Genomic DNA, 23271 nt, shown 5'->3' with positions numbered 1-23271 from the left:
GCTATTCGGTTAGTTCAGTGCGCCGGTTAGTTTATAGACCCAGGCGTACTGGCAGGGTGTGGTGGCCGGGGTGAGGGTAGGGGCCGTCAGGGTAAGTTTTCCGTTTTTTACGCTGGTTTTGATGGGACCTTTGTAGCCCAGCAGCGACACCGAAGCGGGACTTTTGACGCCGTCGATCGTCAAATTATCGGCCCATTTGGTGGTGATTACGTACAAGTCCTTGCCTTTTGTGGTAAAGAACGTAGTTGTATTCTTGTCTACTTTCGGGGCGTTTTTCCAGGCGCGGGTACTGTAAATCCCGTCGCCGTTTACGGCCAGCCACTTGCCCATATCATCGAGCCTTTGCTGCATGATGACTGGAATACGACCGTCGGCGGTGGGGCCTATGTTGAGCAGCAGGTTTCCACCGCGCGCTACTTTGTCAATCAGGATTTTTATGAGTTCTTCGGAGGTCGAGTAGTCTTCCAGCATCTCGTTGCGGTTATAACCGAACGAGCCGGCCATACCCCGGCATTCTTCCCAGGGGCGCTCAAACGTAACGCCCTTCGAATCTCCCTCGTGAATCAGGTCATACTCCGTCGTGAAAAAGCCTCCGTGTTTGCTGCGGGTTTCTTTGCCCCAGCGGTCATTCACGACGACCCGGTCCTTAACTGGCGAATCGTTGTAGAGCCACGACAGGAACTGGGTACTTTTCAGCGTTTCGGAGGGATAGTCCCACTCGCCATCGGTCCAGAACACGTCGGGTTTATACCGGGTGACCAGCTCTTTCATCTGGGGAATCATGTGCTCGTCAACGTACTGGTTGATCGTTTCCTTCTTATAAAGCGGATGATACCACTCCAGCAGTGAATAATAATAGCCCATCTTCAGCCCCTTTGCCTGCACCGCTTTGGTCAGATCGCCCAGTACATCGCGGTGTGGGCCCACATCAACGGCGTTCCAGTTCCAGGAGAGTGACGAAGGCCATAGCGCAAACCCCTCGTGATGTTTGGAGGTCAGCACGACATATTGTGCCCCCGATCCTTTGAAACGGTCGGCCCACTGTTCGGGCTCAAAAAGTTCGGCTTTGAAGTCGCGGGCAAAGTCCTGGTACTTGACATTGGGTCCGTACACGCGGTTGTGAAACTCATCGAAGTATTTCTGCGTGGGCGATTTGGTGAGCCATCGGCGCCAGTAATGTTCGGCGTACCGTTCGTAGATGCCGACTTTATCCCGACCGGTTGGACTATAGGCCGGAACGGAGTAAACCCCCCAGTGGATGAAAATGCCGAATTTGGCGTCTTCGAACCAGGTCGGTACCGGGCGTGAGTCGATAGAGGACCAGGTAGGCTGGTAGGGGCCGGGGGCTGCCGACTGAGCCAGCGAAGCCGATGCGGTCAGCAGCTGAGCTGCGAGGCTGAGGGCGATCAGGGTTGGTTTAGAAAAACGGTTCATATAGGTAGGGAGGAATAAAAAGGAACAGCATTAATGAAAGAGCGTAGGCTAGAGCGCCCGATCCAGATGCACATACCCACCGTCAACATGAATGAGTTGACCGGTTGTATGGCTCGACCGCTCCGAAAGCAGAAAGGCAACCATAGAGGCAATCTCTTCGGCCGTTGTCATGCGCTGGCCGAGGGGTATTTTCGATTCAATCTTGCTGAGCATCTCCTCCGGATTGTCGAATGTCCTGATCCAGGTATCGTACAGAGGGGTATAGCACTCCGCTACAATGACGGCGTTGACCCGGATACCGTACGGCAGCAGTTCAACCGCCCATTCGCGGGTGAGGGCGTTTCGGCCCCCATTGGCAGCGGCATAGGCTGAAGTATTGCCCTGACCCGTTTCTGCCGTTTTGGAGCCGATGTTGACAATAGCGCCTTTGCTTTGTTTCAGGAACGGCAGCGCATACTGGGCCATGAGGTAGTAGTGGACGAGGTTCTTGTGCAGCGAAGCCATGAACCGCTCGTAGCTGCCGGTTTCCAGCCCGACGCCATCGTTTACGCCCGCATTGTTGACCAGTCCGTCGATCCGACCGAAGGCGGCAACGGCCTGCTCAACGGCCTGCGCACAGGCGTCGGGCTGAGTCAGCTCGGCCGTAATGGCCAGGGCATGACCGCCCGTGGCCTCGATAGCGTCAACGGTCCGCTGGTTATCGGCAGCGTTGCGACCAATAATAACCGGAATAGCCCCTTCTGCAGCCAGCACCCGGCTGATGCCTTCGCCAATGCCTTTGGCACCGCCCGTAACCAGAATGACTTTTGATGAAAGTTTTAAATGCATGGAACGAATGAGTTTAAAAGAAAGCCCACACCCAGGCGAGCAGGGCTTTACTGACAACTTAACCTATGATGGAACTTGGTTACTGTGGTGGGGCATACGCTCTGACACGTTGTCGCGACGTGCCGAGGCCGTCGATGCCCAGTTCTACTACATCGCCCGGCTGCAGGTAAACGGGTGGCTTCATGCCCAGCCCTACCCCGGGCGGGGTGCCGGTCGAGATAATGTCGCCGGGTAACAGGGTCATAAACTGGCTGACATAAGCGATGAGCGTGGGTATCTTGAAAATCAGACTGCTGGTATGGCCGGATTGCATGGGTTCGCCGTTTACAGTGAGCCAGAGCCGGAGGTCGTTGACATCGGCAACCTCATCGGGGGTAGCCAGAAAAGGGCCTATCGGGGCAAACGTATCGCATCCTTTTCCTTTGTCCCAGGTGCCGCCCCGCTCCAGCTGAAACTCGCGTTCCGACACGTCGTTGTGCAGGCAATAACCGGCCACGTACTGTAGGGCACTGGCTTCGTCTACGTAGCTGGCTTTCCGACCAATGACAACGGCCAGTTCTACCTCCCAGTCGGTTTTAGTCGAGTTCTTCGGGATGATGATATCGTCGAAGGGGCCACAGTATGCGGTGGTCGCTTTCATGAACAGCACGGGTTCGGCGGGGATGGGCGCTCCCGTTTCGCGGGCGTGGTCTTCGTAGTTGAGGCCAATACAAACCAGCTTCGACGGCCGCGCAACAGGCGGACCCAGCCGGACCGAAGGATCGACGACGGGCAGACTACCCGCCGACAGACCAGGATTGTTGAGTTGGTTCCGTAGTCGTTCGAGCCCATTGTCGGCAAAAAAATCTTCATTGTAGTCAGTGACAATGGCCGACACATCGAGCCATTGATCAGCCAGAATAACCCCCGGTTTTTCGAGGCCGGGTTCCCCAAATCGAATCAACTTCATGCCTGTCAGGTATTGAGTGTAGTAAAACCGCCCTGTAGAGCGGGTAAGCGCAGCCGGTTCGAAAATCGGCATTATCAAAACATGGATGGGGTACGTATCTGGCCACCCATCAGTTGGCCCCGTCTATCTTGCTGCGTTTCTGCTTCGTGACTTCGGGAGCTTTGAACCGAACATTTTCGATCTTCAGCACCACCGGGTTTGGCCATTTATTATTGGTATAGAGCCGATGACCATTCACGGCGCTGATGACTAACCCAATCGGGCTGGGCGTGCTGTAGAGCTGGGCGTCAAATCCTTCGCGGTACTCGACCAGCTGGCTGCCGTAACCCAGAATACTCACTTTGGTCTGGGCATTGCCTTCCAGGGTTTTCAGCACAAATTCTTTGCGGGTGCCGTAACTCCAGTCGGTGCCGCCCTGGCAAAAGGCATAGACCGTATTTCCCTGTCTGGCTTTGACGAACCAGACGTTTCCTTCGCGGATGATTTCCCAGGGGCGGACCTGGTGCACGCTCTCCTGATTAACCAGGTGCCAGAGGGCTACTTCCCGCAGGAGTGCTTCCTGCTCGATCTGAATGGTACCGTTGGGTTTAGGGCCTACGTTAAGTAGCAGGTTACCCCCTTTGGCCCGGGTTTCGATCAGCATGTTGATGATGTCGGTGCCCGACTTATGGGGGTCGTTGGTGGGTTTATACTGCCAGTCGGTTCCCATCGTGAAACAGGACTCCCAGGGGCCGGGCAGGGGTTTGTCAGGGATGGTCTGTTCTGGGGTTTCCATCTGCCCGCGCGTCACGACCAGATCGGGCTGGAGTTGCCAGGCGTATTGCTTCAGTCCCTCGGCAGGCCCATCGAAGAATAACAGGTCAATCTTGCCGTAGTTGGTCAGTAACTCCCTGAGCTGGGCTTTGTCGTGCGCCATCAGGCCCGGATTTTTCTCCGGGTAATGCATCGGGTGCTGGAGCCGGCCAATCGGCAGGTTATTCTGGTAGAGGTAGTTGAAGTCTTCGGGCGAGAAGTACAGGCCAATGGCAATATTTTGCCGGCGAAAGGCGTCCAGAATGTCGCGGGTCAGGTCCCGTTTGCAGGGGGTATTGCTGATGTTAAACGGCGTTGTCTGTGTTGGCCACATGCAGAAACCAGAGTGGTGCTTGGCCGTAAAGACAACGTATTTCATACCAGCCAGCCGGGCCAGGGTAGCCCACTCGTCGGGATCGAACTGCTTGGGGTTGAAGGTGGCTGGCAGCTCGGTTGTGAATCGCTTCAGGTAATCGGGTGAGGCTCCAGCCATGGAGTGGCTGATCACGGCACCCACCTGCGAGTCCAGGCTCCAGTGGATAAACATGCCGAAGCCCAGGTCCATGTACCACTGTTCACGCTCGGGTTTATTGGCCGACTGCTGCGCCTGCAGGGGCGAAGTCGCTAACCAGAAAAAGAAGAGAAAAAGGGTTCGTTTCATACGACAGGAATAGTTTACTACAGGTTCACTCCCCGCTGCCAGGGAATAAAATCGTGCTGGCCAAGGTCTTCCGCTTTGGTTCGTATACGCCCCGACGCTAGATCGATGAGCCAGCGCAGCAGCCTTTCGCCCGTTTGCTCTATAGTTTCGTGCCCGGATATGACCAGACCGGCGTCGAAGTCAATGATATCGGGCATACGGTCGGCCAGGCGGGTATTGGTCGATATTTTAACCGTCGGCGCAATCGGGTTGCCGGTAGGGGTGCCGAGTCCGGTTGTAAACAGAATCAGCGTAGCGCCCGAAGCAGCCATGCCCGTGGTGGCGAGTACATCGTTGCCGGGTGTACAGAGTAGATGAAGCCCCGGCCGGGTGGGCAGATCAGTATAGTCGAGCACCCCTGCAATGGGAGCGTACCCACCTTTACGCGCGGCCCCGGCCGACTTGATAGCGTCGGTGATAAGGCCGTCCTTGATATTGCCGACGGACGGGTTCATGTCGAAGCCTGCCCCCACGGCTGCGGCCTGAGCCGCGTACTGCTGCATGAGGCCGACAAACCGACCGGCATCGGATGGATTCGTGCAACGGTCAATCAGCTCCTGTTCAACCCCGCAGAGTTCCGGAAATTCGGCCAGGAGGGTGGTGCCGCCCAGGGTGACCAGCAGATCGGAGAGATGCCCGAGGGCCGGATTCGCCGAAATGCCCGAGAAGCCGTCCGATCCGCCACACTTGAGGCCTACGCTTAACCGGCTGAGCGGGGCGGGCTGGCGGGTCTGGGCGTTGGCAGTTACCAGCCCGTTGAACGTTTCGCGGATGGCATCGGTAAGCATGGCCGATTCGGTGCCGTAGGTCTGCTGATCGAAGTAGAGCAGGGGCCGGTCGAACCCGGGCTGTCGCTTCCTGATTTCGGCCCGCAACTGATCGATCTGGGATTTCTGGCACCCCAGGCTCAGCACGGTAACGCCCGCTACATTGGGGTTGACGATACAGCCCGCCAGCAGCTGACAGAGGCTGTCGGCGTCGGCGTTGGTGCCCCCGCATCCCTGCTCGTGGGTCAGAAACTGAATGCCGTCGATATTCGGAAACAAGCGCGGTTGGGCCGCTTCCGGTATAGCTGCGGTCGGAGCCGGTCCAGTCTGACCCGTCTGATAGACCTTTACCAGCCGGCGCACCTGATCGATGTAGATATCTGGCTGGGCATAGCCGAGTTCCCGCTCAAACGCGGCTTTCATCATCTCCACGTTCCGGTTTTCGCAGAAGACCAGCGGCACCACCAACCAGTAATTTCGGGTGCCTACGCTTCCATCGCTGCGGTGGTAGCCCGCAAAGGTCAGCGTCTCCCAGGCTGACACATCAGGCGCCTGCCAGTGGTACGGCCTGCGCTTGTTGAGACCATACGGTTCGGCCTCGTGCCTGAGGTTGAAGGTGGTGATGATGTCGCCAGCGGCAATAGGCTGGGTGGCCTTACCAACCAGTACGCCGTACATCCGTACCGAATCGCCGGTGGCCAGGGCTTCGAGGGCTACCTTATGTTTGGCGGCTACCGACTGCGTTACCTGTACGGATAGCCCATTGCCGGTAATGTAGTCGCCTTTGGGAATATCCTGCAGGGCCACCACGACATTATCGGTCGGGTGAATACGGAGGTAAGAACGGGAGGTCTGGATCGTCATCGGGATGGGTCGGTTGTCAACAGGAAAACAGTCAGGCTGCGCGGTCCATGGGCTCCGATTACCAGCGACTGCTCGATGTCGGCGGTTTTGGAAGGCCCGGCTATGAATACCCCGTAATCGAAGGTGTTGGGGCTTAACTGACGATAGGCATCGTGCAGGGTGGATACCAGCGCCTGCGATGATACGACCACCGCCAGATGCTGGCAGATGAAAGGTAGAGCCCGATGGGGTAACTGTCGGCTATCGAGCCAGATGGCGCCATTCTCTACTACTCCGAAAGCCCCCATGAGCAGGGCCAGGTCAACCGTTTCGAGGATGTGGCCGGGTACCACCGTGTCGGACAGGCGTTCACCCAGGGGCAGATCGGGCAGGGTGCTGACCAGTCGGGCCGGGGGCGGAAAACGGGTTTGTAGATAGCTGACTATGTCGGTCAGGGCGCTGATCGGAACGATTGTTCCGCCAATAGCTTCGACCCGCTGGGCAAACCCGTCAGCCGAAGCCCGTTCTGTCGACGGCTCGGGCAGGGTAGGCATTGGGCGGGTGACAGGCTGGTTGCGGGCTACCGCGGTCAGGATAGCTTGTCGGCTGTTCATACGCGCGATCGGTTTTTATCGTACCACTCTCCAAAACTTTGGGCGGGCGGGCTGGGCATGTCGCGCCCTTTATACCATGGGTTCAGCCGGTTATTGACCAGGACCGGAACGTGTTGCATCACCCACCGCCCGATACGGCCCGACAGCCGGTATACCGTAGGATGGCCTAGCACCCAGGCCATCCCTTTCATAGCTACTGTTTTAGCCGGGGGCGCCAGGCCTTCGGCTGTCAGTGTCTGCCGCCAGTGCCAGAGCTGTTCGTGAATATTAATTTTAACAGGGCATACGTTGGTGCAACTGCCGCAAAGTGTACTGGCAAAAGGCAGATCGGCGTTTCTACGCATGTCGAGGTTGGGAGCCAGGATAGAGCCGATCGGCCCGGCCACGGCGTTGTGGTAGCTATGACCGCCACTCCGGCGGTAAACCGGGCAGGTGTTAAAGCAGGCCCCGCAGCGGATGCATTTGAGCGAGTTCCGAAACTCGGGCCGGCCCAGCTGGGTGCTCCGGCCGTTATCAACCAGGATAACATGTATGACCTGCCCGGCCCGGGGTCTGACGAAATGGCTCGAGTAGGTGGTGATCGGCTGGCCGGTTGCCGAGCGGGCCAGCAACCGCAGAAACACGCCCAGATGCTCCTGCCGGGGAATTACTTTTTCGATACCGAGGCAGGCGATATGGACGTCGGCCAGATGCACCCCCAGGTCGGCATTGCCTTCGTTGGTGCAAACCACAAACCCACCCGTTTCGGCAATGGCAAAATTGACCCCCGTGATGGCGATGGACGCCGATACAAACTTTTCGCGGAGGTGGTGACGGGCGGCTTCGGTCAGGTACTGCGGATCTTCGTTGCCGGCTTCGGTACCCAGGTGCTGCTGGAAGGTGGCACTGACGTCGGCTTTTTTCAAATGTATGGCCGGTAAGACAATGTGGCTGGGTGGTTCCTGGCGGAGCTGCACAATGCGTTCGCCCAGGTCAGTGTCGACCACCTCGACCCCCTGTTTGGTCAGAAACTCGTTCAGGTGACACTCTTCGGTAAGCATTGACTTGCTCTTCACCACCCGGGGGGGGGCGGGGCCAGTCTGTTGTCGGATAATGTGCAGTACGATCTGGTTGTGTTCCGCAGCCGTGGCCGCCCAGTGTACCTGAATGCCGTTCGCCAGGGCGTTCTGCTCAAACTGGGTCAGGTACGTACTCAGCTCCGACAGTGCATGATCTTTGATGCCCGATGCCAGTTCGCGCAGGGCCTCCCATTCGGGGAGGGCGTGGGCCGCTTTGTCGCGTTTCTGGCGGACAAACCATAACGTTTCATCGTGCCAGTCCGTACGGGCTTCGTCGGTTAGAAACTGGCTGGCAGCTTGGGCGTGAGATACAAATCGCTGACTCATAACGTAGACGGATAGTAGCAGGCCTTAGTTTACAACGCATGATCAACCAGCAGCTGAGCAACATGCCGGACCTGTATGGGTGATTGCTGCCGCCGGAGAATCCCTTCCAGGTGCATCAGGCAGGACATGTCGCCCCCCACGATGTAATCGACCTGGTTGGCCTGGTGCTGGGCCAGGCGGTCTTTCCCCATTTTTACCGAAAGGGCTTCCTGGGTTACGCAGAAGGTGCCGCCGAAACCACAGCATTCGTCCGGGCGGGCGGGGGTCGTGATGTTGATGCCGTCGACGAGTCTCAGCAGGGTTTCCATCTTCGAGAAATAGGGTTCGTTGCGTTCCGACATAGACGACAGACGGAGACCACGCTGCCCATGACAACTCTGATGAATGCCGATCCGCAGGGGCCGGGCCGACCGGTGGGGCAAGGCCCGTACCTGCAGGACATCGGTCAGAAATTCGCACAACTCCCAGATCTGGCCAGTCAGAAGCGGGTTGTGTTCCCGGACGTGCAGAACACACGAGCCCGATGGACAGACAATATGGTCAAATTCGCCAAAATTCTGCCTGAAGTTCTGGTCGCAGCTGGCGGCCGCCCGGGCAAAGCCGGAGTTGGCCATGGGCTGACCGCAGCAGGTCTGATTACGCGGTACAACCACCTGGCAACCCAGCTGTTCGAGCAGCCCGAGGGTCGCGATGGCAACAGCCGGATAGAACTGATCAACATAGCAGGGAACAAATAAAGCAACGCGCATCATGCATCTGAGTCGTTTCAGGATTCGGCTGGCGCCAGAAATTTCTGGAAACCAGACGAATACAGATTGTATGATTATGTTGCAAATCAATAGTATAATTCAAAGGGGTAGTTTTATAGGATTAACTTGTTTTACCAATATGTTAGCAACTTTATGAGCCGTTTAAATTTATTGACGCTAATTGATAGGTATGAAGCCGCAGTTACTTCTGGTTCCTGTTTCGTCTGAATGTTCGTTTAGTGTGCGGCAGGATGTCGTTCTTCACTTCTACAACCGCTGGCATTACCACCCCGAAATAGAACTGCTGCACATTGAGCAGGGCAGCGGCACCCAGTTCGTTGGCGATAGCATTCAGAATTTTCAGTCGGGAGATGTGCTGCTGATCGGTGCTAACCTGCCTCACTACTGGCGCTGCGACAAAGAGTATTTTGAGAACCGGGAGGGCCTGTTCGCCAAAGCTACCGTGGTCCATTTTCGGGATAACTTCTGGGGCGATACGTTTTTGCAACTGCCCGAAAATCGGTACATCATCCGTTTCCTGGAGAAAGCCCGGCAGGGTGTACGGCTCCTCGGCAACACCCGTTCTGCCGTTAAACCGCTGCTGGCGCAGATGCTGGCTGAGCACGGAACAGCCCGAATTGTATCTCTTATTCAAATCCTCTCGCTGGTGGCCCAGTCAGACGAACTGGAATATCTGTCGGCTAAAGATTACCCCAGCTATTTCGATGAAGCCGATACCGACCGGCTAAACCAGATATACGCTTACTCGCTGACCCACTTCACCCGAAAAATTTCGCTGGAAGAAATAGCCACGGTGGCAAACATGAGTCCGAACTCATTCTGTCGGTATTTCAAGTCGCGTAGCCGTAAGCCATATTCGCAGTTTCTGCTCGAACTGCGGGTCAGTCACGCCTGTAAGCTGCTGATTGAAGGGAAGCTCAGTGTGGCGCAGGTGTGTTACGAAAGCGGGTTCAACCAGTTTTCGGGTTTCAACAAGTACTTCAGGCAAATTACGGGCAAAAGCCCCCTCCAGTATCAGAAGTCATTCAGGAAGCCAGTTCGGTAAAAGCTACACATAGGTGTAACCCACCCTAAAAACAAAAGCCCGGCTCATTGCTGAACCGGACCCTGCGTACGTTACGTCTGTGGGTGATGGATCATTTAAAGGCATTGCGTAGCTGAGTAGCCGCTGGCGCCTGCTGAGCCTCGGGTACGATGATGTATATGCCGATTAGACTCGACCCGGTCTGGAACGGATTGTATCTGCTGAACTCGCTGCCATCCGGCGGGCAAGTAAGTTGAGAGATTCATAACATTAGTAGAAATTTACTGTAAACTAACTAGGATACTATTTTTATGGTTATGCAGGCTTATTGAACGGTCCTTTATAAACGTTACGTTGCCTCAGCGATAAAACCCTTTGGGCCGGATGCATTTTGCGGGTTAAATGAAAGCCTGTGGGCAGACAACTGGCCGAATCCATAGTTTTGCAGGTATGACATACGAAAACACGCTGGATTTTGCGCGTCAGCTCGACGCCGACGATTCGCTACGATCCTTTCGAAATCGGTTTTATATCCCGCAGCGAAACGCAACCGATCTGATTTACCTGTGCGGCAATTCGCTGGGCCTGCAACCAAAGTCGGCCCGTGCCGCCCTGGATCAGGAGTTGACGACCTGGCAGCAGTTGGGGGTGGAGGGCTGGTTCGATAGACCCGAAGGCGCCGAACAAAACTGGCTTGGGTATCACAACACCTGCAAGTCAGCGCTGGCTCAGGTGGTAGGGGCCAACCCCGCCGAAGTTTGCCCGATGAACGCGCTGACCGTCAACCTGCATCTGCTGCTGGCCTCGTTTTACCGGCCCAGCCAGCACGGCAACTCCGCATCCGGCAAGCCGAAATACAAAATTCTGACGATCAAAGGCGACTTTCCGTCTGATCAATATGCGTTGGAGACTCACCTGCAGCATCACGGGCTGACAACGGCCAACGCGCTGGTAGAAGTAGCTCCGCGGCCCGACGATGGGCTGATCCATACCACCGACATACAGGCCGCCATTGCCGAACATGCCGACGAGCTGGCCCTGGTCTGGATGAGCGGGCTGAACTACTACACGGGGCAGGTCTACAACATGGCAGCGCTGGCCGAAACCGCTCACCGACACGGTGTACCCATCGGTCTGGATCTGGCCCACGCTATCGGGAACGTGCCGCTGCGGTTGCACGACTGGGGTGTCGATTTCGCCACCTGGTGCTCGTACAAATACCTGAACGGCGGACCGGGTGCGGTGTCGGGCATCTTTATCCATGAAAAGCACCACGACCAGAACCGGGCAGGTGGTGCGCTGCCCCGACTGGCGGGTTGGTGGGGCTACCGGGAAGACCGGCGGTTTGAGATGACCCCCGGCTTTCTGCCTGCCGCGGGTGCCGATGGATGGCAGCTGAGTACGCCTAACATTATGGCGCTGGCGCTACACCGGACCGCGCTGGCCATCACTGCCGAAGCCGGCATGACCGCGCTCCGCCAGAAAAGCGAACTGTTAACGGGCTTTCTGGAATACATACTGGCCCCCTTTGATGATATACAGATTTTGACGCCCGACGACCCTAACCAGCGGGGGTGCCAGCTTTCGCTGCTCGTCCGTCGAAATGGGAAAGTCCTCTTCAAATACCTTACCGAACAGGGCATCATTGGCGACTGGCGCGAACCTGACTGCATCCGGCTGGCCCCAGTGCCGCTATATAATACATTTGAGGATGTTTGGCGGGTAGGTGAAGCGCTACGCGGATTTTTCAGCACTGGCCGCCAGGCGTTCCTTGGTGAATAAATAGATGCCCTGGAAAATGTTTTTCAGGGCCTGTTCTATTTCGGCCCAGCCTTCGTCAGTGCTAGGATCTATGCCCATAATCTGCCGTTTTTGCTGACCGGTAAAGAGCAGCAGAGTCAGAGAACTGACCAGAATGGCTGCAAAAGGGCGGGCATGGCTACTATGAACGATGGCTGATAAATCATCGACCATCTTTACCAGCCGTCTCTCTTTCTCGGCGGTAATGGCATGAACGATACCGTCGTTGCTCAGTAGCTTGGCTTTCAGTAGCTCCTGCGCTTCGATATCATGACGCAGCAGCCTGAACTCCTCAATCAGATAGTTGTAACAGGTAGTAAAAAAGACCTCCAGCGAAGCGTTCTTCAACTGGTTTATATCTATGGGAGGCACCGATGAGACGGGGCGCGTTTGCTCAAAATACGCACTGAGTAACCCGCCCAGGCCACCAAAATATCGATAGATAAGTATTTTGTTGACGCCCGCCTGGCTCGCAACCCGATTGATACCAAGATGATCGAAGCCACTTTCCTTAACGAGTTGGCCAACAGCTTCAATAAGTCGGTTCTCCGTTTCCAGACGGCTGCGTTGCATAATCTGACAGTTAGTCGTGTAGATAGAACGCAGCAATGTAACCTGTCCGTATCATACCAACAAATCAAAATACGCTGCTTTTGAGCCAACGGCTAACAAATTGACAGGCAGGTTAAAACTGGCAAACTGGTTAGTAAGCCGATTTTTTAGCGAACGCAACATTGCGTTTCAGTCCGTCGAGTTTGGTTCGTTTGACGGCCGACCGCCGGAACACCTCCCGAAAGACCTCTTCCGTAATTTCTTCCCAGTCGGCCCGGCTGAATTCCGTCAGATCGGGGTGGGGGTCGAAAGCGGGGGTCTGATGTGGTCGGGCAAAGCGGTTCCAGGGACATACGTTCTGGCAGATATCACAGCCAAAGATCCAGTTGTCGAACTTGCCCTGCACCTCGTCCGGAATGGCTTCTTTCAGCTCGATGGTGAAGTAAGAGATGCACTTGCTGCCGTCAACGACGTAGGGGCTCACGATCGCTTCCGTTGGACAGGCATCCAGGCAGCGGGTACAGGTGCCGCAGTAATCGGTAATAGGGCCGTCGGGTTCGAGTTCCAGATCGAGAATCAACTCGCCGATGAAGAAAAACGATCCCATCTGCCGATTAATCAGGTTGCTGTGTTTACCCACCCAGCCCACACCAGACCGTTTGGCCCAGGCTTTGTCCATGACCGGGGCCGAATCGACAAAGGCGCGCCCGCCCACCTCGCCAATTTCTTCGTGGATAAAGGCCATCAAGTCTTTCAGTTTGTCTTTAATGACGAAGTGATAATCTTCCCCGTAGGCATATTTCGACAGCTTGTAGTCGTCTTCGGCTTCGGGCAGTGGCTGGTTGGGGTAATAGTTGAGCAGCACCGTAACCACTGACTTGGCTCCCTCAACGAGCAGTCGCGGGTCGAGTCGTTTGTCGAAATGGTTGGCCATGTAGTTCATCTGGCCGTGCATCCCGTTTTTTAGCCAAGTTTCGAGCCGGGGTGCTTCCTCGTCCAGAAAATCGGCCCGGGCAATACCGCACACGTCGAACCCCAGTTCAATGGCTCTGGCTTTCAGACGGGTCGAATAATAACTGGCTGGCGCGTGCATGGCAGGAGGTAAATAAAACTGTACAGGTGGTGAACAGCAGGCAACGCGTAAAAAATCCGGTTTTTATGACCGAATTCACGAAAAGCTGACGGAATACTATGTGCCAAGTTGTCAGAAATAACCAGATTGGCCGGTCTTTTGCCCATCTTTGCACATGAATTTCTGGAAGCGAACACGAAGCTCATCAATGGAAAATAAAGACATATTGGACGAACAATCGTCTACCGATACCACACAGCCTGACAACCTGACAACTGAGACGCCCACTGAAGAGGAAGCCGTAACGATTAATGGCGGTGAGCCAGCCGACGAACCCGCTGTCGAAGCAGTGGCTTCCGTTGAGGCCGAAACCGCCGAACCGACCGGGTCGGCCACCGATGCGGCTTTCCGGGAGGTTGCAGAACTGAAGGACAAATACCTGCGGCTGTATGCTGATTTCGAAAACTTCCGTCGGCGTACGGCTAAGGAAAAACTGGAGCTGATTGGCCAGGCCAACGAAGGCCTGCTGCAAAGCCTGATTCCGGTCGTAGATGATTTTGAGCGGGCCATGCTGTCGATGGAAAAAACGGAAGACGTGGCGGCTCTGAAAGAAGGCGTTTCGCTGATCTATACCAAGCTGTTCAAGACGCTGGAAGGCAAAGGTCTGAAGCCCATGGTGGCCAAAGGAGAGCCGTTCAACGCCGATCTGCACGAATCGATAACCCAGTTTCCCGCCCCCAGCGATGACCTGAAAGGGAAAGTGATCGATGAGGTGGAAAAAGGGTACTATCTGAACGATAAGGTTATCCGGTTTGCTAAAGTAATTGTAGGAAGCTAATGGTGGAAGAGCGAAAGACTGAAAGAGCGACCCCTGTTGTGCCCGCCACTCTTTCGCTCTTTCTCTCATTCACTCTTTGATAGACATGGCAACGAAGCGCGACTATTACGAAATACTGGGCGTTGACAAGAACGTCTCGGCCGAGGATCTCAAAAAGGCTTATCGGAAGATGGCCATTAAATATCACCCAGACAAAAATCCGGATGATCCGACCGCCGAAGAAAAATTTAAAGAAGCCGCCGAGGCTTACGATGTCCTGAACGACCCTCAGAAAAAAGCCCGCTACGATCAGTTTGGTCATGCTGGTCTGGGGGGGGCGGCCAGTGGCGGTGGCTACGGACCGGGTGGACCGTCGATGGAGGACATATTTAGCCAGTTTGGCGATGTGTTCGGCGACGATTCGCCTTTTGGCAGTTTTTTCCGGGGCGCCAACGGCGGTGGACAGCGGCAACGCGTCCGGCGCGGGTCTGACCTGCGGATCAAACTGAAGCTGAACCTCCAGGAGGTAGCCAACGGCGTTGAGAAGAAAATCAAGGTAAAACGACACGTTACCTGTACGACCTGCGGAGGCAATGGCTCGAAAAACGGTACGGCTGTTCAGACCTGTACCACCTGTAATGGCTCGGGCCAGACCCGTAAGGTAGTCAATACCATGCTGGGGCAGATGGTCTCGACAAGCACTTGTCCGACCTGTAACGGCGAGGGGAAAATTGTAACCGACCGGTGCGACGTTTGCTTTGGTGAGGGTCGGGTATTGCAGGAAGATGTTATCCCCATCAAGATTCCGGCCGGTGTGGCCGAAGGCATTCAGCTGTCGGTGGGGGGTAAAGGTAACGTTCCGCCCCGTGGCGGTGTGGCCGGCGACCTGCTGATCGTCGTAGAAGAAGAAGAGGATGCCGACTTAAAGCGCGACGGTAGTAATGTCGTGTTCGATCTGTATGTCAACTTCGTCGATGCGGCTATCGGTACCAGCGTTGAAGTGCCCACCATTGATGGTAAAGCACGCATTACCCTCGAACCCGGTACCCAGAGCGGTAAAATTCTGCGGCTGAAAGGCAAAGGAATTAAAGAGCTTAACGGATACGGACGGGGCGATCAGCTCGTGCATGTAAATGTGTGGACTCCCAAGGTGCTGTCGGCCGAAGAGCGTGGCCTGCTGGAGCGGCTGCGTAACTCACCCAACTTCCAGCCCAAGCCCAACAAGAACGAAAAAGGATTCTTCGATAAAATGAAGGATTTCTTTCACGGATAAACGCCGGTGAGTCCGTTTCGGGCTTCATCCGCGATACAGTCTGCCGGTTAGTGCAGCAAAAGAAGCCCTGAACTCAAACGTCGGGGCTTTTTTTGCGCTGCCAATATGTATTTTAGCAGTAGTTACTGGACTTATCCCGCCCTCTATGCACCAAACTGTACTGCTCTGCGTATCCCTCTTACTGGCTGTTTCCCTGTTCGTGGTAGTAGGACAACGATTACGGGTGCCGTCGCCTATTTTTTTGGTAATCAGCGGTCTGGTCATCAGCCTCATACCGGGTATGCCCCAGATTGCGGTTGATCCGGATCTGATCTTTCTGATCTTCTTGCCGCCCTTACTGTATGAAGCCGCCTGGTTCACCTCCTGGAAGGAGTTCTGGCGCTGGCGACGGATCATCATCACCTTTGCCTTCGGACTGGTCATTGTTACGGCCCTGGCGGTAGCCTATGTCTCCAGCGCCCTGATTCCCGGGTTTACGCTGGCGCTGGGTTTTCTGCTGGGTGGAATCATTTCACCACCAGACGCCGTGGCGGCAACTTCGGTACTGCGCGGCATCAACGTGCCGAAGCGCCTGATCAGCATTCTGGAGGGAGAAAGCCTGATCAATGATGCGTCGAGTCTAATTATATTCCGGTTTGCGATGTCGGCCGTTTTGTCGGGTACGTTTGTGTGGCAGCAGGCCGCCACCGACTTCGTCCTCGTAACACTGATGGGTATTGCGGTTGGCCTGCTGGTCGGCTGCGTTTTTTACGCCATCCACCGGTGGCTGCCCATCACGACGCGGGTCAGTATTCTGCTGACCTTCATCACGCCTTATATCATGTACCTGACGGCCGAAGAGTTTCATTATTCCGGCGTGATGGCGGTCGTGACCGGCGGGCTGTTTTTGTCCAATCGGAGCCACAAAATGCTGAACCATAGCGCCCGGATTCAGGGAACGGGCATGTGGTCTACCGTTGTCTTTGCCCTGAATGGGCTGGTATTCATCCTGATCGGCCTGGAGCTGCCGCTTATCGTAACCGGTCTCGGCAATTATTCGCGAACGGAAGCGGTGGTTTACAGCCTCGTTATCACCTCTCTGCTGATTCTGGTTCGGCTAGGCTCGGCGCTGGGAAGTGCTGTTTTTACCCAGATGGTTGGGCGATTCATTCCGGTAGCGGATCGTAACCCCGGCTGGCGCGGACCGGTTATTGTTGGCTGGGCAGGTATGCGGGGTGTCGTGTCGCTGGCGGCTGCCCTGTCTATTCCGCTCACGTTGCCTTCCGGCGCCCCATTTCCGCACCGGAATCTGATTTTATTCATCACCTTTGTCGTCATTCTGATTACCCTTATCTTTCAGGGAATGACCCTGCCCCTCGTTATTCGCTGGGTGAAGTTCAGAGACCCCGACAATCGACCACCCGAAGAAGAGCAGGAATCGACGGTTCGTCTGAAACTGCTGGCCGTAGCCCTCCGGAAACTGAATGATACCTATGGCCGTGAGGTGCTGACCAACGAGTTGGTGGCTAACCTGAAACAGCGCCTGGAAAACGACACCCGGCTAACCCGGCAGCATTTAAGTTCGCTCGATTGTGATACCGGGGATTTCGATGAATACAATCGAATCCTGTCTGATATTATCACGACGAAGCGTAACGAGCTGATCCGGCTCCGGACCCGCAATGAGTTCGACGATGAGGTGATCCGTAAAGAAGAGGCCCACATCGATCTGGAAGAGGAAAAGCTGGATCATCCGATCCACTAAACAAGCCTACCTACTAGTTGGTTAGCTAAACTAGCACGGAAATAAAATCAAATCGCAGTCAAAACCGTTGCTTCTGTAAGTGCACGGGGTGTGAGTTAATGTATCGGGTATGGTTCTTTTTTTAACGGCCTTCGACAAACAGGCAGATGTGCGTGAGTTCTGTTGCCAGCTCACCAGTATGGAGGCATCATTCGATTTTTTGAGTAGTCTGGTAGCCAGGGGCGATACGTTGCTGATGGCTTATATGGTAGAAGATAACAAGCGTATCGATCTGCCGCTGGATGCGTTCGACGGGAGCCCATTCCTGGAAGCGATGCAGGATCTTCAGCAGGAATGGCAGACCATACTAGCTCCGGCAGCGGATGTAGATGCTGTTCATCATAAAGATATGCTGATGCTGCTGCAGAAACGTATTTGCCAGTACGAGGCTAGCATCAGCATGCACGAGCGGATGATCAACCAATTTTCTCATTGGCTCAGGCAGATGCAGAATAGCCCCCTGACCAGTTCAAGGCGCGAACTGTTTATTCGTAATTACCAGCGCATGATTGACCTGCATCGTACCCATCTGGCTCGGGATCGGTTCAACAGCTACCTGGTTCATAACCGACTGAACCAACTGTCGTCTTTCGTTTAAACCGAAACGCGCAAGCCCTCGTACCCTGCATACCTGAACGGGGGGGGCGCCCACTGCTGGTTCGCGGGCTTGCTCCGCTGATCAAAAACTGCCCAGCCGATACGAACCTGATCCTGGTTAAACCAAAAAGAGGACCTCGTCGGGGTCCTCTTTTTGATTCACGGGCTGGTTGTTGATCAGCCAAAGGCGTTGATATGCTTCTGGAAGATGGCTTCGTACTTGGAAGCCGCGGCCGACTGTTTGGCTTCCTTGCAGGCTTCGACAATCGTTTGCAGAATGTACAGATCGGCATCGGGGCTACCGAACCGGCCGCGTCCCGATTTATCGTAGGTCAGGTTCTGGTCGGCGCGGGTTGCCATCACGTCGGCAATTTCCAGCGCTTTTTTAGCATCACCCACGGCAAACAGGAACCGTACGTAGTTCGACGAAATCTGGTCGTACGGAATGCTCTTGTCCGGAATGACCTTCAGCGAGTAATTCAGAACCTCCCGCGCTCTGGCTTCGTTGCCCTCGCGGATGAGCTGGTCGGCCAGCCGGAAAAAGGCAATCCGGGCCGAAATAACCGGCGGTCCCTTGTACGTTTCGTCATAATAAACGTCCGGGTTGTCGAACTGGCGCCAGAACGTTTTCTTCGTCATGTTGGTGTACATGATGTCGGAGTTGACATAGCCGTCCGAAGCACCTGGCACGGCTACCGGCATCAGCCGATACGCGTAGCCTTCCAGCTGCATGTAGTTTTTCAGATTCAGGTAGTTGTCGCTGGCCAGCGTGCTCGAGAAGTAGATAGGCCGCTGCCAGTTGTTGGTAGCGATCATATCGAGCATGATCAAGTCGGGCTTGTACAAATCCTTTTTTCCGATGGTCCACTGCAGCGTATCTTTCATGAATGGCTTCAGGGGTGCCGGTACAAAATTCGCTTTATCGATAGCGGCCTTGTCGATGGGAAGGAAGAGTACCGACGAGGGCAGCACACTGGTCATGTCGCCGTTCGTAAGCGGCACCTGTACCGCCGGACTGTTATTTTTTATCAGGCTGATGTACTGCTTGAGGTCAATACCACCCTTAACGCCCGGCACCTCGTAGAAGGGGACAATGTCGTTTTTACCCTTATTGAAGTTATCGTATTCCAGCGAGATGGGCAGCGCTTCTGACTCATAGGTTTTCCGCTTCATCTGCTGAATGTACCATTCCGTACCGAGCAGGCTCAGGTTACACACCCGAACGTCGCGCCGGAACCCTTCAACTTCCTGTACGTACCAAAGCGGGAAGGTGTCGTTATCGCCACCCGTAAACAGGACGGCATTGGGCGCGCAGGAGTTCAGCAGGTTCTTAGCAAAATCGACCGACTGGTAGCGGTTGTCGCGGTTGTGGTTGTCCCAGCTCTTGGCGCCCATCATGACAGGAACCAGCAGGCTCAGCCCGACAATCAGCCCGTTGCGGGTCACGTCGGCCCTGAGCGTATTCCGTAATCCTTCGGCCAGAGCCATCACACCCAGGCCCAGCCAGATGGCGAAGAAATAGAACGACCCTACGTAGATGTAGTCCCGTTCACGCGGCTCGGACGGGGGCGAGTTCAGGAATATCTGCAGGGCGATACCGGTGAACAGAAACAGCAGACCCACGATCAGGAAGTCGCGCCGACGCCGGAAATACTGGAATACAATCCCGAACAACCCCAGAATAAAGGGCAGCATGTAGAAATTATCACGGGCTTTATTAGTCTTCAGCAGATCCGGTACCCCTTCGTCCGACGACCAGGGCAGCAGGTAACCTGCCCCTTCTTCATCGGATTCGCGACCGGCGAAATTCCACATCAGATAGCGCCACCACATGTGCCCGAGCTGGTAGCTGAACATATACTCGAGGTTATCGCCCATGGTCGGTTTCTGCCCTTCGGCGAGGCCGAGCATCTGCCGGTACAGCTGGGGGTGGTTCTGCTGGCTGCTGTACACGCGCGGGAACAGCATCTCGTCGCCGGGCTGGTAGATATATTCCGGCTGGTAATCGAAGATGACGTACTTGTTGCCTTCTTTCTTCCACATCGGCGCGCCCCGTTTCTGGTCGATGGGCCGGGCGGTGAAAACGGGCCCGTACAGCAGCGACCGGCTGCCATACTGCTCCCGACGCAGGTACGACAGGAAGTTCAGCGCATCGTCGGGGTTGTTTTCATTGATGGGCGGGTTGAAGTCGGCCCGAACCAGCACCTGGATGTACGAAGCATAGCCGATCAGCACGAAAGCCAGGGCCAGCAGCGAGGTGTTCAGCACCGGCCGACTACGACGGGCCGACCAGATAATGCCGTACGCCACCGCGCCCAGAAAGATGATCACGAAGAAAATCATGCCTGAGTTGAACGGCAGCCCCAGCGTGTTCACGAAGAAGCGCTCTACGAAGAAAGCCATACCGGGCAGACCCGGAATAATACCCGAGTTGATAATGCCCAGGATAACCAGACCGACACCGAAGGCAGCGGCTCCGCCCCAGAAGGTCGGTTTCGGATATTTTTTGAAGTAATAGATCAGGGCCAGCGCAGGCAGGGTGACCAGGTTCAGCAAGTGAACCCCGATCGACAGACCCGTCAGGTAGGCGATGAAGATCAGCCAGCGGTTGGCAGCCGATTCGTCGTCGATGCGCTCCCACTTGAAGGCGGCCCAGACCACAATAGCCGTGAAGAACGACGACATGCCGTAGACTTCGGCTTCGACCGCCGAGAACCAGAAAGTATCCGAGAAGGTATAGGCCAGGGCTCCAACGGCGCCCGTACCGATTGCCAGCAGGGTGTCGGCGGTGGTATAATCGCTCTCCTGTTTGCCCAGCAGTTTCTGCGCCAGCATGGTAATGGTCCAGAACAGAAAGGCAATGGTAAAGGCACTGGCCAGTACCGACGCCATATTCACCCAGTAGGCTACGCTCAGCACATCCCCAAACGACAGCATGGAGAAAATCCGGCCCAGCAGCAGGAAGAAGGGCGCGCCGGGTGGGTGGGGCACCTGAAGTTTAAAGGAACACGCAATGAACTCACCGCAGTCCCAGAAACTGGCCGTACGTTCGACGGTGCTCGCGTAGGTAAACAGCGCTACGGCGAACAGCAACCAGCCCGTGAGGGTGTTCAGGCGTTTGAATGACTGCATACAGGTAAAATTTACGGAACTGTTTTTAAGTAAAAAGTGGTCAAAAATACGTAAAAAAGCAGCCCGGCCGGGTCAGCGCGGGCTGTTAAAGTTTGTTAAGCCAGAGATCATCCTAGACGTTCGGAGGTGTCAACATCAAGTTTGAGCATGGACGAAACAGTCAACTGTTTATCCTCACTGTAGGTAAGGATTGCGGTAAAGCTAAACGGGAAGAAATCGCCAATAGCAACACTGTCCTGGGTTGGCAATTCAAAAAAAGCTCCATACCTCAGTTCAATATCAAGAATACCGTTTCCCTCCACGTGTATATTTCCCCGTTCAGATACCGTTACTTTGTCCAGTATTAAGTTGTTTACGGATGTAATCTGAACATCAGCATGAAATTGTCTGCATAAGTCCTCCTGGTAATTGGATCGCAAGTAGTTGACGAGTAGCTGATCTAGATTGGGTATGTCGATCTTTTTGGCTTTGGGTGGGTTTGCTACTACTACCAGGAACTTGTAGTTTTTGTGTTCTTTTACATAATCACCTATGGCGGCAACCTGTTGCCGCTTTTGCGGTGTCATTTTGCCCGCTTTAACCTCCACTATTATAACTTCATCGCCCTTTTTTGCTACGAGATCAGCGCGAAAGGGGCCAACCTTCTCTTCTTTGGCTACCTCATAGCCCTTAGCCAGGTAGTCGGCACTCAATTGATCAACAGCTATGTTGTGCAAATACTGTTGCAAATACTGCGGCCTAATTTCCATCTCGCTCTAAATTAAGCTGAATCATATCAGCAGTGAATGTACCACACTCAACATAAAGTATGTGTTCCTCAGTGTCTAAAGCATCGAGTAGTGACGCAGTGATCTCACCAGACAAACCGGAAGAGTTTATTACGGTTAAGTCGCTACCGCCTACATTAAGGCTCCCGGCTATGCGCATTTTGACGCGTTTATCGTCATCAAAAAGAATACCTCGCAGACAGTCCCAGATAGGCTTACTCAGGTTATCTGCATCAATCCCAATATCCGTTTGAAAGAAGTGATAAACTAACCGGTATAAATCAACGTCTAATAGGACGTGACTAGGATAAGCAAGCCTAAATGCATCCTCAATCAACTGCTTATAGCTGTTTTTCTTTATGATGCTGCTACTTCCCCAGCTATTATAGGATTTGGGTTTAGCTTTAACGATAAAACAAAACACACACAGTAAGTTTGACGTGACTGCCTACATTATGGTTTTTCATAAACCTCCCGGCGGGCGGCTTTGAGCGTATTCTGCATCAGCGAGCAGATCGTCATCAGGCCAACTCCGCCCGGAACGGGGGTAATGAAACTGGATTTGGGAGCTACCTCGTCGAATTTGACGTCGCCTTTGAGAACAAAGCCGCTTTTCTTGCTGGCATCGGGCACGCGTTCCAGACCCACGTCGATCACGACGGCCCCTTCTTTCACCATGTCAGCCGTAATGAACTCCGGCCGGCCCAGAGCCGCTACCAGGATATCGGCCGACTGACAGATCTCGGCCAGGTTTTGGGTACGGCTATGGGTAAGCGTTACGGTGCAGTTGCCGGGATAGGTGTTCCGCTGCATGAGGATCGACATCGGCAAACCCACAATCTGGCTCCGGCCTACGACCACGCAGTGCTTACCGGCGGTTTCAATGTTGTAACGTTTGAGCATCTCAAGTACCCCCTGGGGCGTGGCGGATACGTAGGCTGGCAGGCCTTTGGCCATGCGTCCGATGTTAATGGGGTGAAAGCCGTCTACATCCTTGGCCGGGTTGATGGTTTCCATAACGCGGTCGGGATTGATGTGATCGGGGAGGGGAAGCTGTACGATCAGCCCGTCCATATCGGGGTTGTCGTTTACCTGCTGTACGGCGTCGAGCAGTTCGGCTTCGGTAACGGTGGGCTCAAACCGGATTAGGGTTGAGTGCATGCCGACCTCTTCGCAGTTTTTCATTTTTGAGGCCACATACGTCTCGCTGGAACCTTTGTTACCGACCAGTATCGCTACCAGGTGCGGAATTTTACCCCCTTGCTGGCGTATCTGGGCAACCTCTGCCGCAATTTCCTGTTTGATCTGAGCCGAAAGAAATTTACCGTCTAATAGCTGCATTGTCTCTGTGAATAATTGAATGTCACCCGCT

The 23271-nt window shown here is 54.9% G+C and carries 20 protein-coding genes; 6 read left to right on the top strand and 14 right to left on the bottom strand.

Annotation, left to right across the window (positions count from 1 at the left end; all coding sequences use genetic code 11):
- Positions 1-9 precede the first annotated feature (9 nt).
- The 8 genes from FBR45_RS16645 to FBR45_RS16610 all read right to left on the bottom strand — a co-directional run bounded on the left by FBR45_RS16645 (position 10) and on the right by FBR45_RS16610 (position 9061).
- Complete coding sequence (locus FBR45_RS16645; RefSeq protein WP_138504339.1) at positions 10-1434, bottom strand: alpha-L-fucosidase; 1425 nt, start codon at positions 1432-1434, stop codon at positions 10-12.
- A gap of 48 nt (positions 1435-1482) precedes the next feature.
- The gene (locus FBR45_RS16640) at positions 1483-2262 is read right to left on the bottom strand and encodes an L-fucose dehydrogenase (RefSeq protein WP_138504337.1); all 780 of its coding nucleotides are present in this window, start codon (positions 2260-2262) and stop codon (positions 1483-1485) included.
- 79 nt (positions 2263-2341) lie between these two features.
- Entirely contained in the window at positions 2342-3211 is an 870-nt protein-coding gene (locus FBR45_RS16635) for a fumarylacetoacetate hydrolase family protein (RefSeq protein WP_138504771.1), read from the bottom strand.
- A 109-nt stretch (positions 3212-3320) separates the two neighbouring features.
- Positions 3321-4664, bottom strand: a complete 1344-nt coding sequence (locus FBR45_RS16630; RefSeq protein ID WP_138504335.1) for an alpha-L-fucosidase — start codon at positions 4662-4664, stop codon at positions 3321-3323.
- Between the two features lie 17 nt (positions 4665-4681).
- Positions 4682-6334, bottom strand: coding sequence for a UxaA family hydrolase (locus FBR45_RS16625; protein WP_138504333.1), 1653 nt, complete (start codon positions 6332-6334; stop codon positions 4682-4684).
- Entirely contained in the window at positions 6331-6927 is a 597-nt protein-coding gene (locus tag FBR45_RS16620; RefSeq protein ID WP_138504331.1) for a LutC/YkgG family protein, read from the bottom strand. Before FBR45_RS16620 ends, FBR45_RS16625 begins: the two co-directional genes overlap by 4 nt.
- A complete protein-coding gene (locus FBR45_RS16615) occupies positions 6924-8312 on the bottom strand; it encodes a lactate utilization protein B (protein ID WP_138504329.1) in 1389 nt (462 codons plus the stop codon). The genes FBR45_RS16620 and FBR45_RS16615 overlap by 4 nt, the downstream gene beginning before the upstream one ends.
- Before the next feature lie 29 nt (positions 8313-8341).
- Positions 8342-9061, bottom strand: coding sequence for a (Fe-S)-binding protein (locus FBR45_RS16610; protein WP_138504327.1), 720 nt, complete (start codon positions 9059-9061; stop codon positions 8342-8344).
- A gap of 190 nt (positions 9062-9251) precedes the next feature.
- On the opposite strand from FBR45_RS16610, the gene FBR45_RS16605 reads away from it, so the two are divergent.
- Together FBR45_RS16605 and kynU are read left to right on the top strand one after the other, a co-directional pair.
- Positions 9252-10127, top strand: coding sequence for an AraC family transcriptional regulator (locus FBR45_RS16605; RefSeq protein ID WP_138504325.1), 876 nt, complete (start codon positions 9252-9254; stop codon positions 10125-10127).
- 429 nt (positions 10128-10556) lie between these two features.
- On the top strand, positions 10557-11888 hold the full coding sequence (kynU, locus tag FBR45_RS16600) for a kynureninase (protein ID WP_138504322.1): 1332 nt from the start codon (positions 10557-10559) through the stop codon (positions 11886-11888).
- Here the strand turns inward: kynU and FBR45_RS16595 are convergent.
- Complete coding sequence (locus FBR45_RS16595; RefSeq protein ID WP_138504320.1) at positions 11841-12479, bottom strand: TetR/AcrR family transcriptional regulator; 639 nt, start codon at positions 12477-12479, stop codon at positions 11841-11843. The two genes, kynU and FBR45_RS16595, sit on opposite strands and share 48 nt — an antisense overlap.
- A 130-nt stretch (positions 12480-12609) precedes the next feature.
- Positions 12610-13551, bottom strand: coding sequence for a tRNA epoxyqueuosine(34) reductase QueG (queG, locus tag FBR45_RS16590; RefSeq protein ID WP_138504318.1), 942 nt, complete (start codon positions 13549-13551; stop codon positions 12610-12612).
- Positions 13552-13738: 187 nt separating this feature from the next.
- Here queG and FBR45_RS16585 point away from each other — a divergent pair, with 187 nt between their 5' ends.
- The 4 genes from FBR45_RS16585 (at position 13739) to FBR45_RS16570 (ending at position 18001) form a co-directional block, all read left to right on the top strand.
- Positions 13739-14368, top strand: coding sequence for a nucleotide exchange factor GrpE (locus FBR45_RS16585; protein WP_138504316.1), 630 nt, complete (start codon positions 13739-13741; stop codon positions 14366-14368).
- An 85-nt stretch (positions 14369-14453) separates the two neighbouring features.
- Positions 14454-15620: a molecular chaperone DnaJ gene (gene dnaJ, locus FBR45_RS16580; protein WP_138504314.1), complete on the top strand. Its 1167-nt coding sequence runs from the start codon at positions 14454-14456 to the stop codon at positions 15618-15620.
- Positions 15621-15765: 145 nt separating this feature from the next.
- A complete protein-coding gene (locus tag FBR45_RS16575) occupies positions 15766-17364 on the top strand; it encodes a Na+/H+ antiporter (RefSeq protein ID WP_138504312.1) in 1599 nt (532 codons plus the stop codon).
- A 109-nt stretch (positions 17365-17473) separates the two neighbouring features.
- A complete protein-coding gene (locus FBR45_RS16570; protein WP_138504310.1) occupies positions 17474-18001 on the top strand; it encodes a hypothetical protein in 528 nt (175 codons plus the stop codon).
- 176 nt (positions 18002-18177) lie between these two features.
- Here FBR45_RS16570 and FBR45_RS16565 read toward each other — a convergent pair whose 3' ends face one another.
- The 4 genes from FBR45_RS16565 to FBR45_RS16550 all read right to left on the bottom strand — a co-directional run bounded on the left by FBR45_RS16565 (position 18178) and on the right by FBR45_RS16550 (position 23240).
- Complete coding sequence (locus tag FBR45_RS16565; protein ID WP_138504308.1) at positions 18178-21132, bottom strand: glycosyltransferase family 117 protein; 2955 nt, start codon at positions 21130-21132, stop codon at positions 18178-18180.
- Between the two features lie 107 nt (positions 21133-21239).
- A complete protein-coding gene (locus tag FBR45_RS16560) occupies positions 21240-21881 on the bottom strand; it encodes a pPIWI-associating nuclease domain-containing protein (RefSeq protein ID WP_138504306.1) in 642 nt (213 codons plus the stop codon).
- Positions 21871-22323, bottom strand: a complete 453-nt coding sequence (locus FBR45_RS16555) for a RusA family crossover junction endodeoxyribonuclease (protein ID WP_171044911.1) — start codon at positions 22321-22323, stop codon at positions 21871-21873. Before FBR45_RS16555 ends, FBR45_RS16560 begins: the two co-directional genes overlap by 11 nt.
- Positions 22324-22352: 29 nt before the next feature.
- Positions 22353-23240 (bottom strand): bifunctional 5,10-methylenetetrahydrofolate dehydrogenase/5,10-methenyltetrahydrofolate cyclohydrolase, encoded by an 888-nt coding sequence (locus FBR45_RS16550; RefSeq protein WP_138504302.1) that lies wholly within the window; start codon positions 23238-23240, stop codon positions 22353-22355.
- Between the last annotated feature and the right edge of the window lie 31 nt (positions 23241-23271).

Origin of the sequence: Spirosoma lacussanchae (assembly GCF_005870035.1) — a bacterium.
GTDB classification, from domain to species: domain Bacteria; phylum Bacteroidota; class Bacteroidia; order Cytophagales; family Spirosomataceae; genus Spirosoma; species Spirosoma lacussanchae.
Note: the sequence above shows the minus strand (reverse complement) of the source record. Positions and strands in the feature narration are given on the sequence as shown.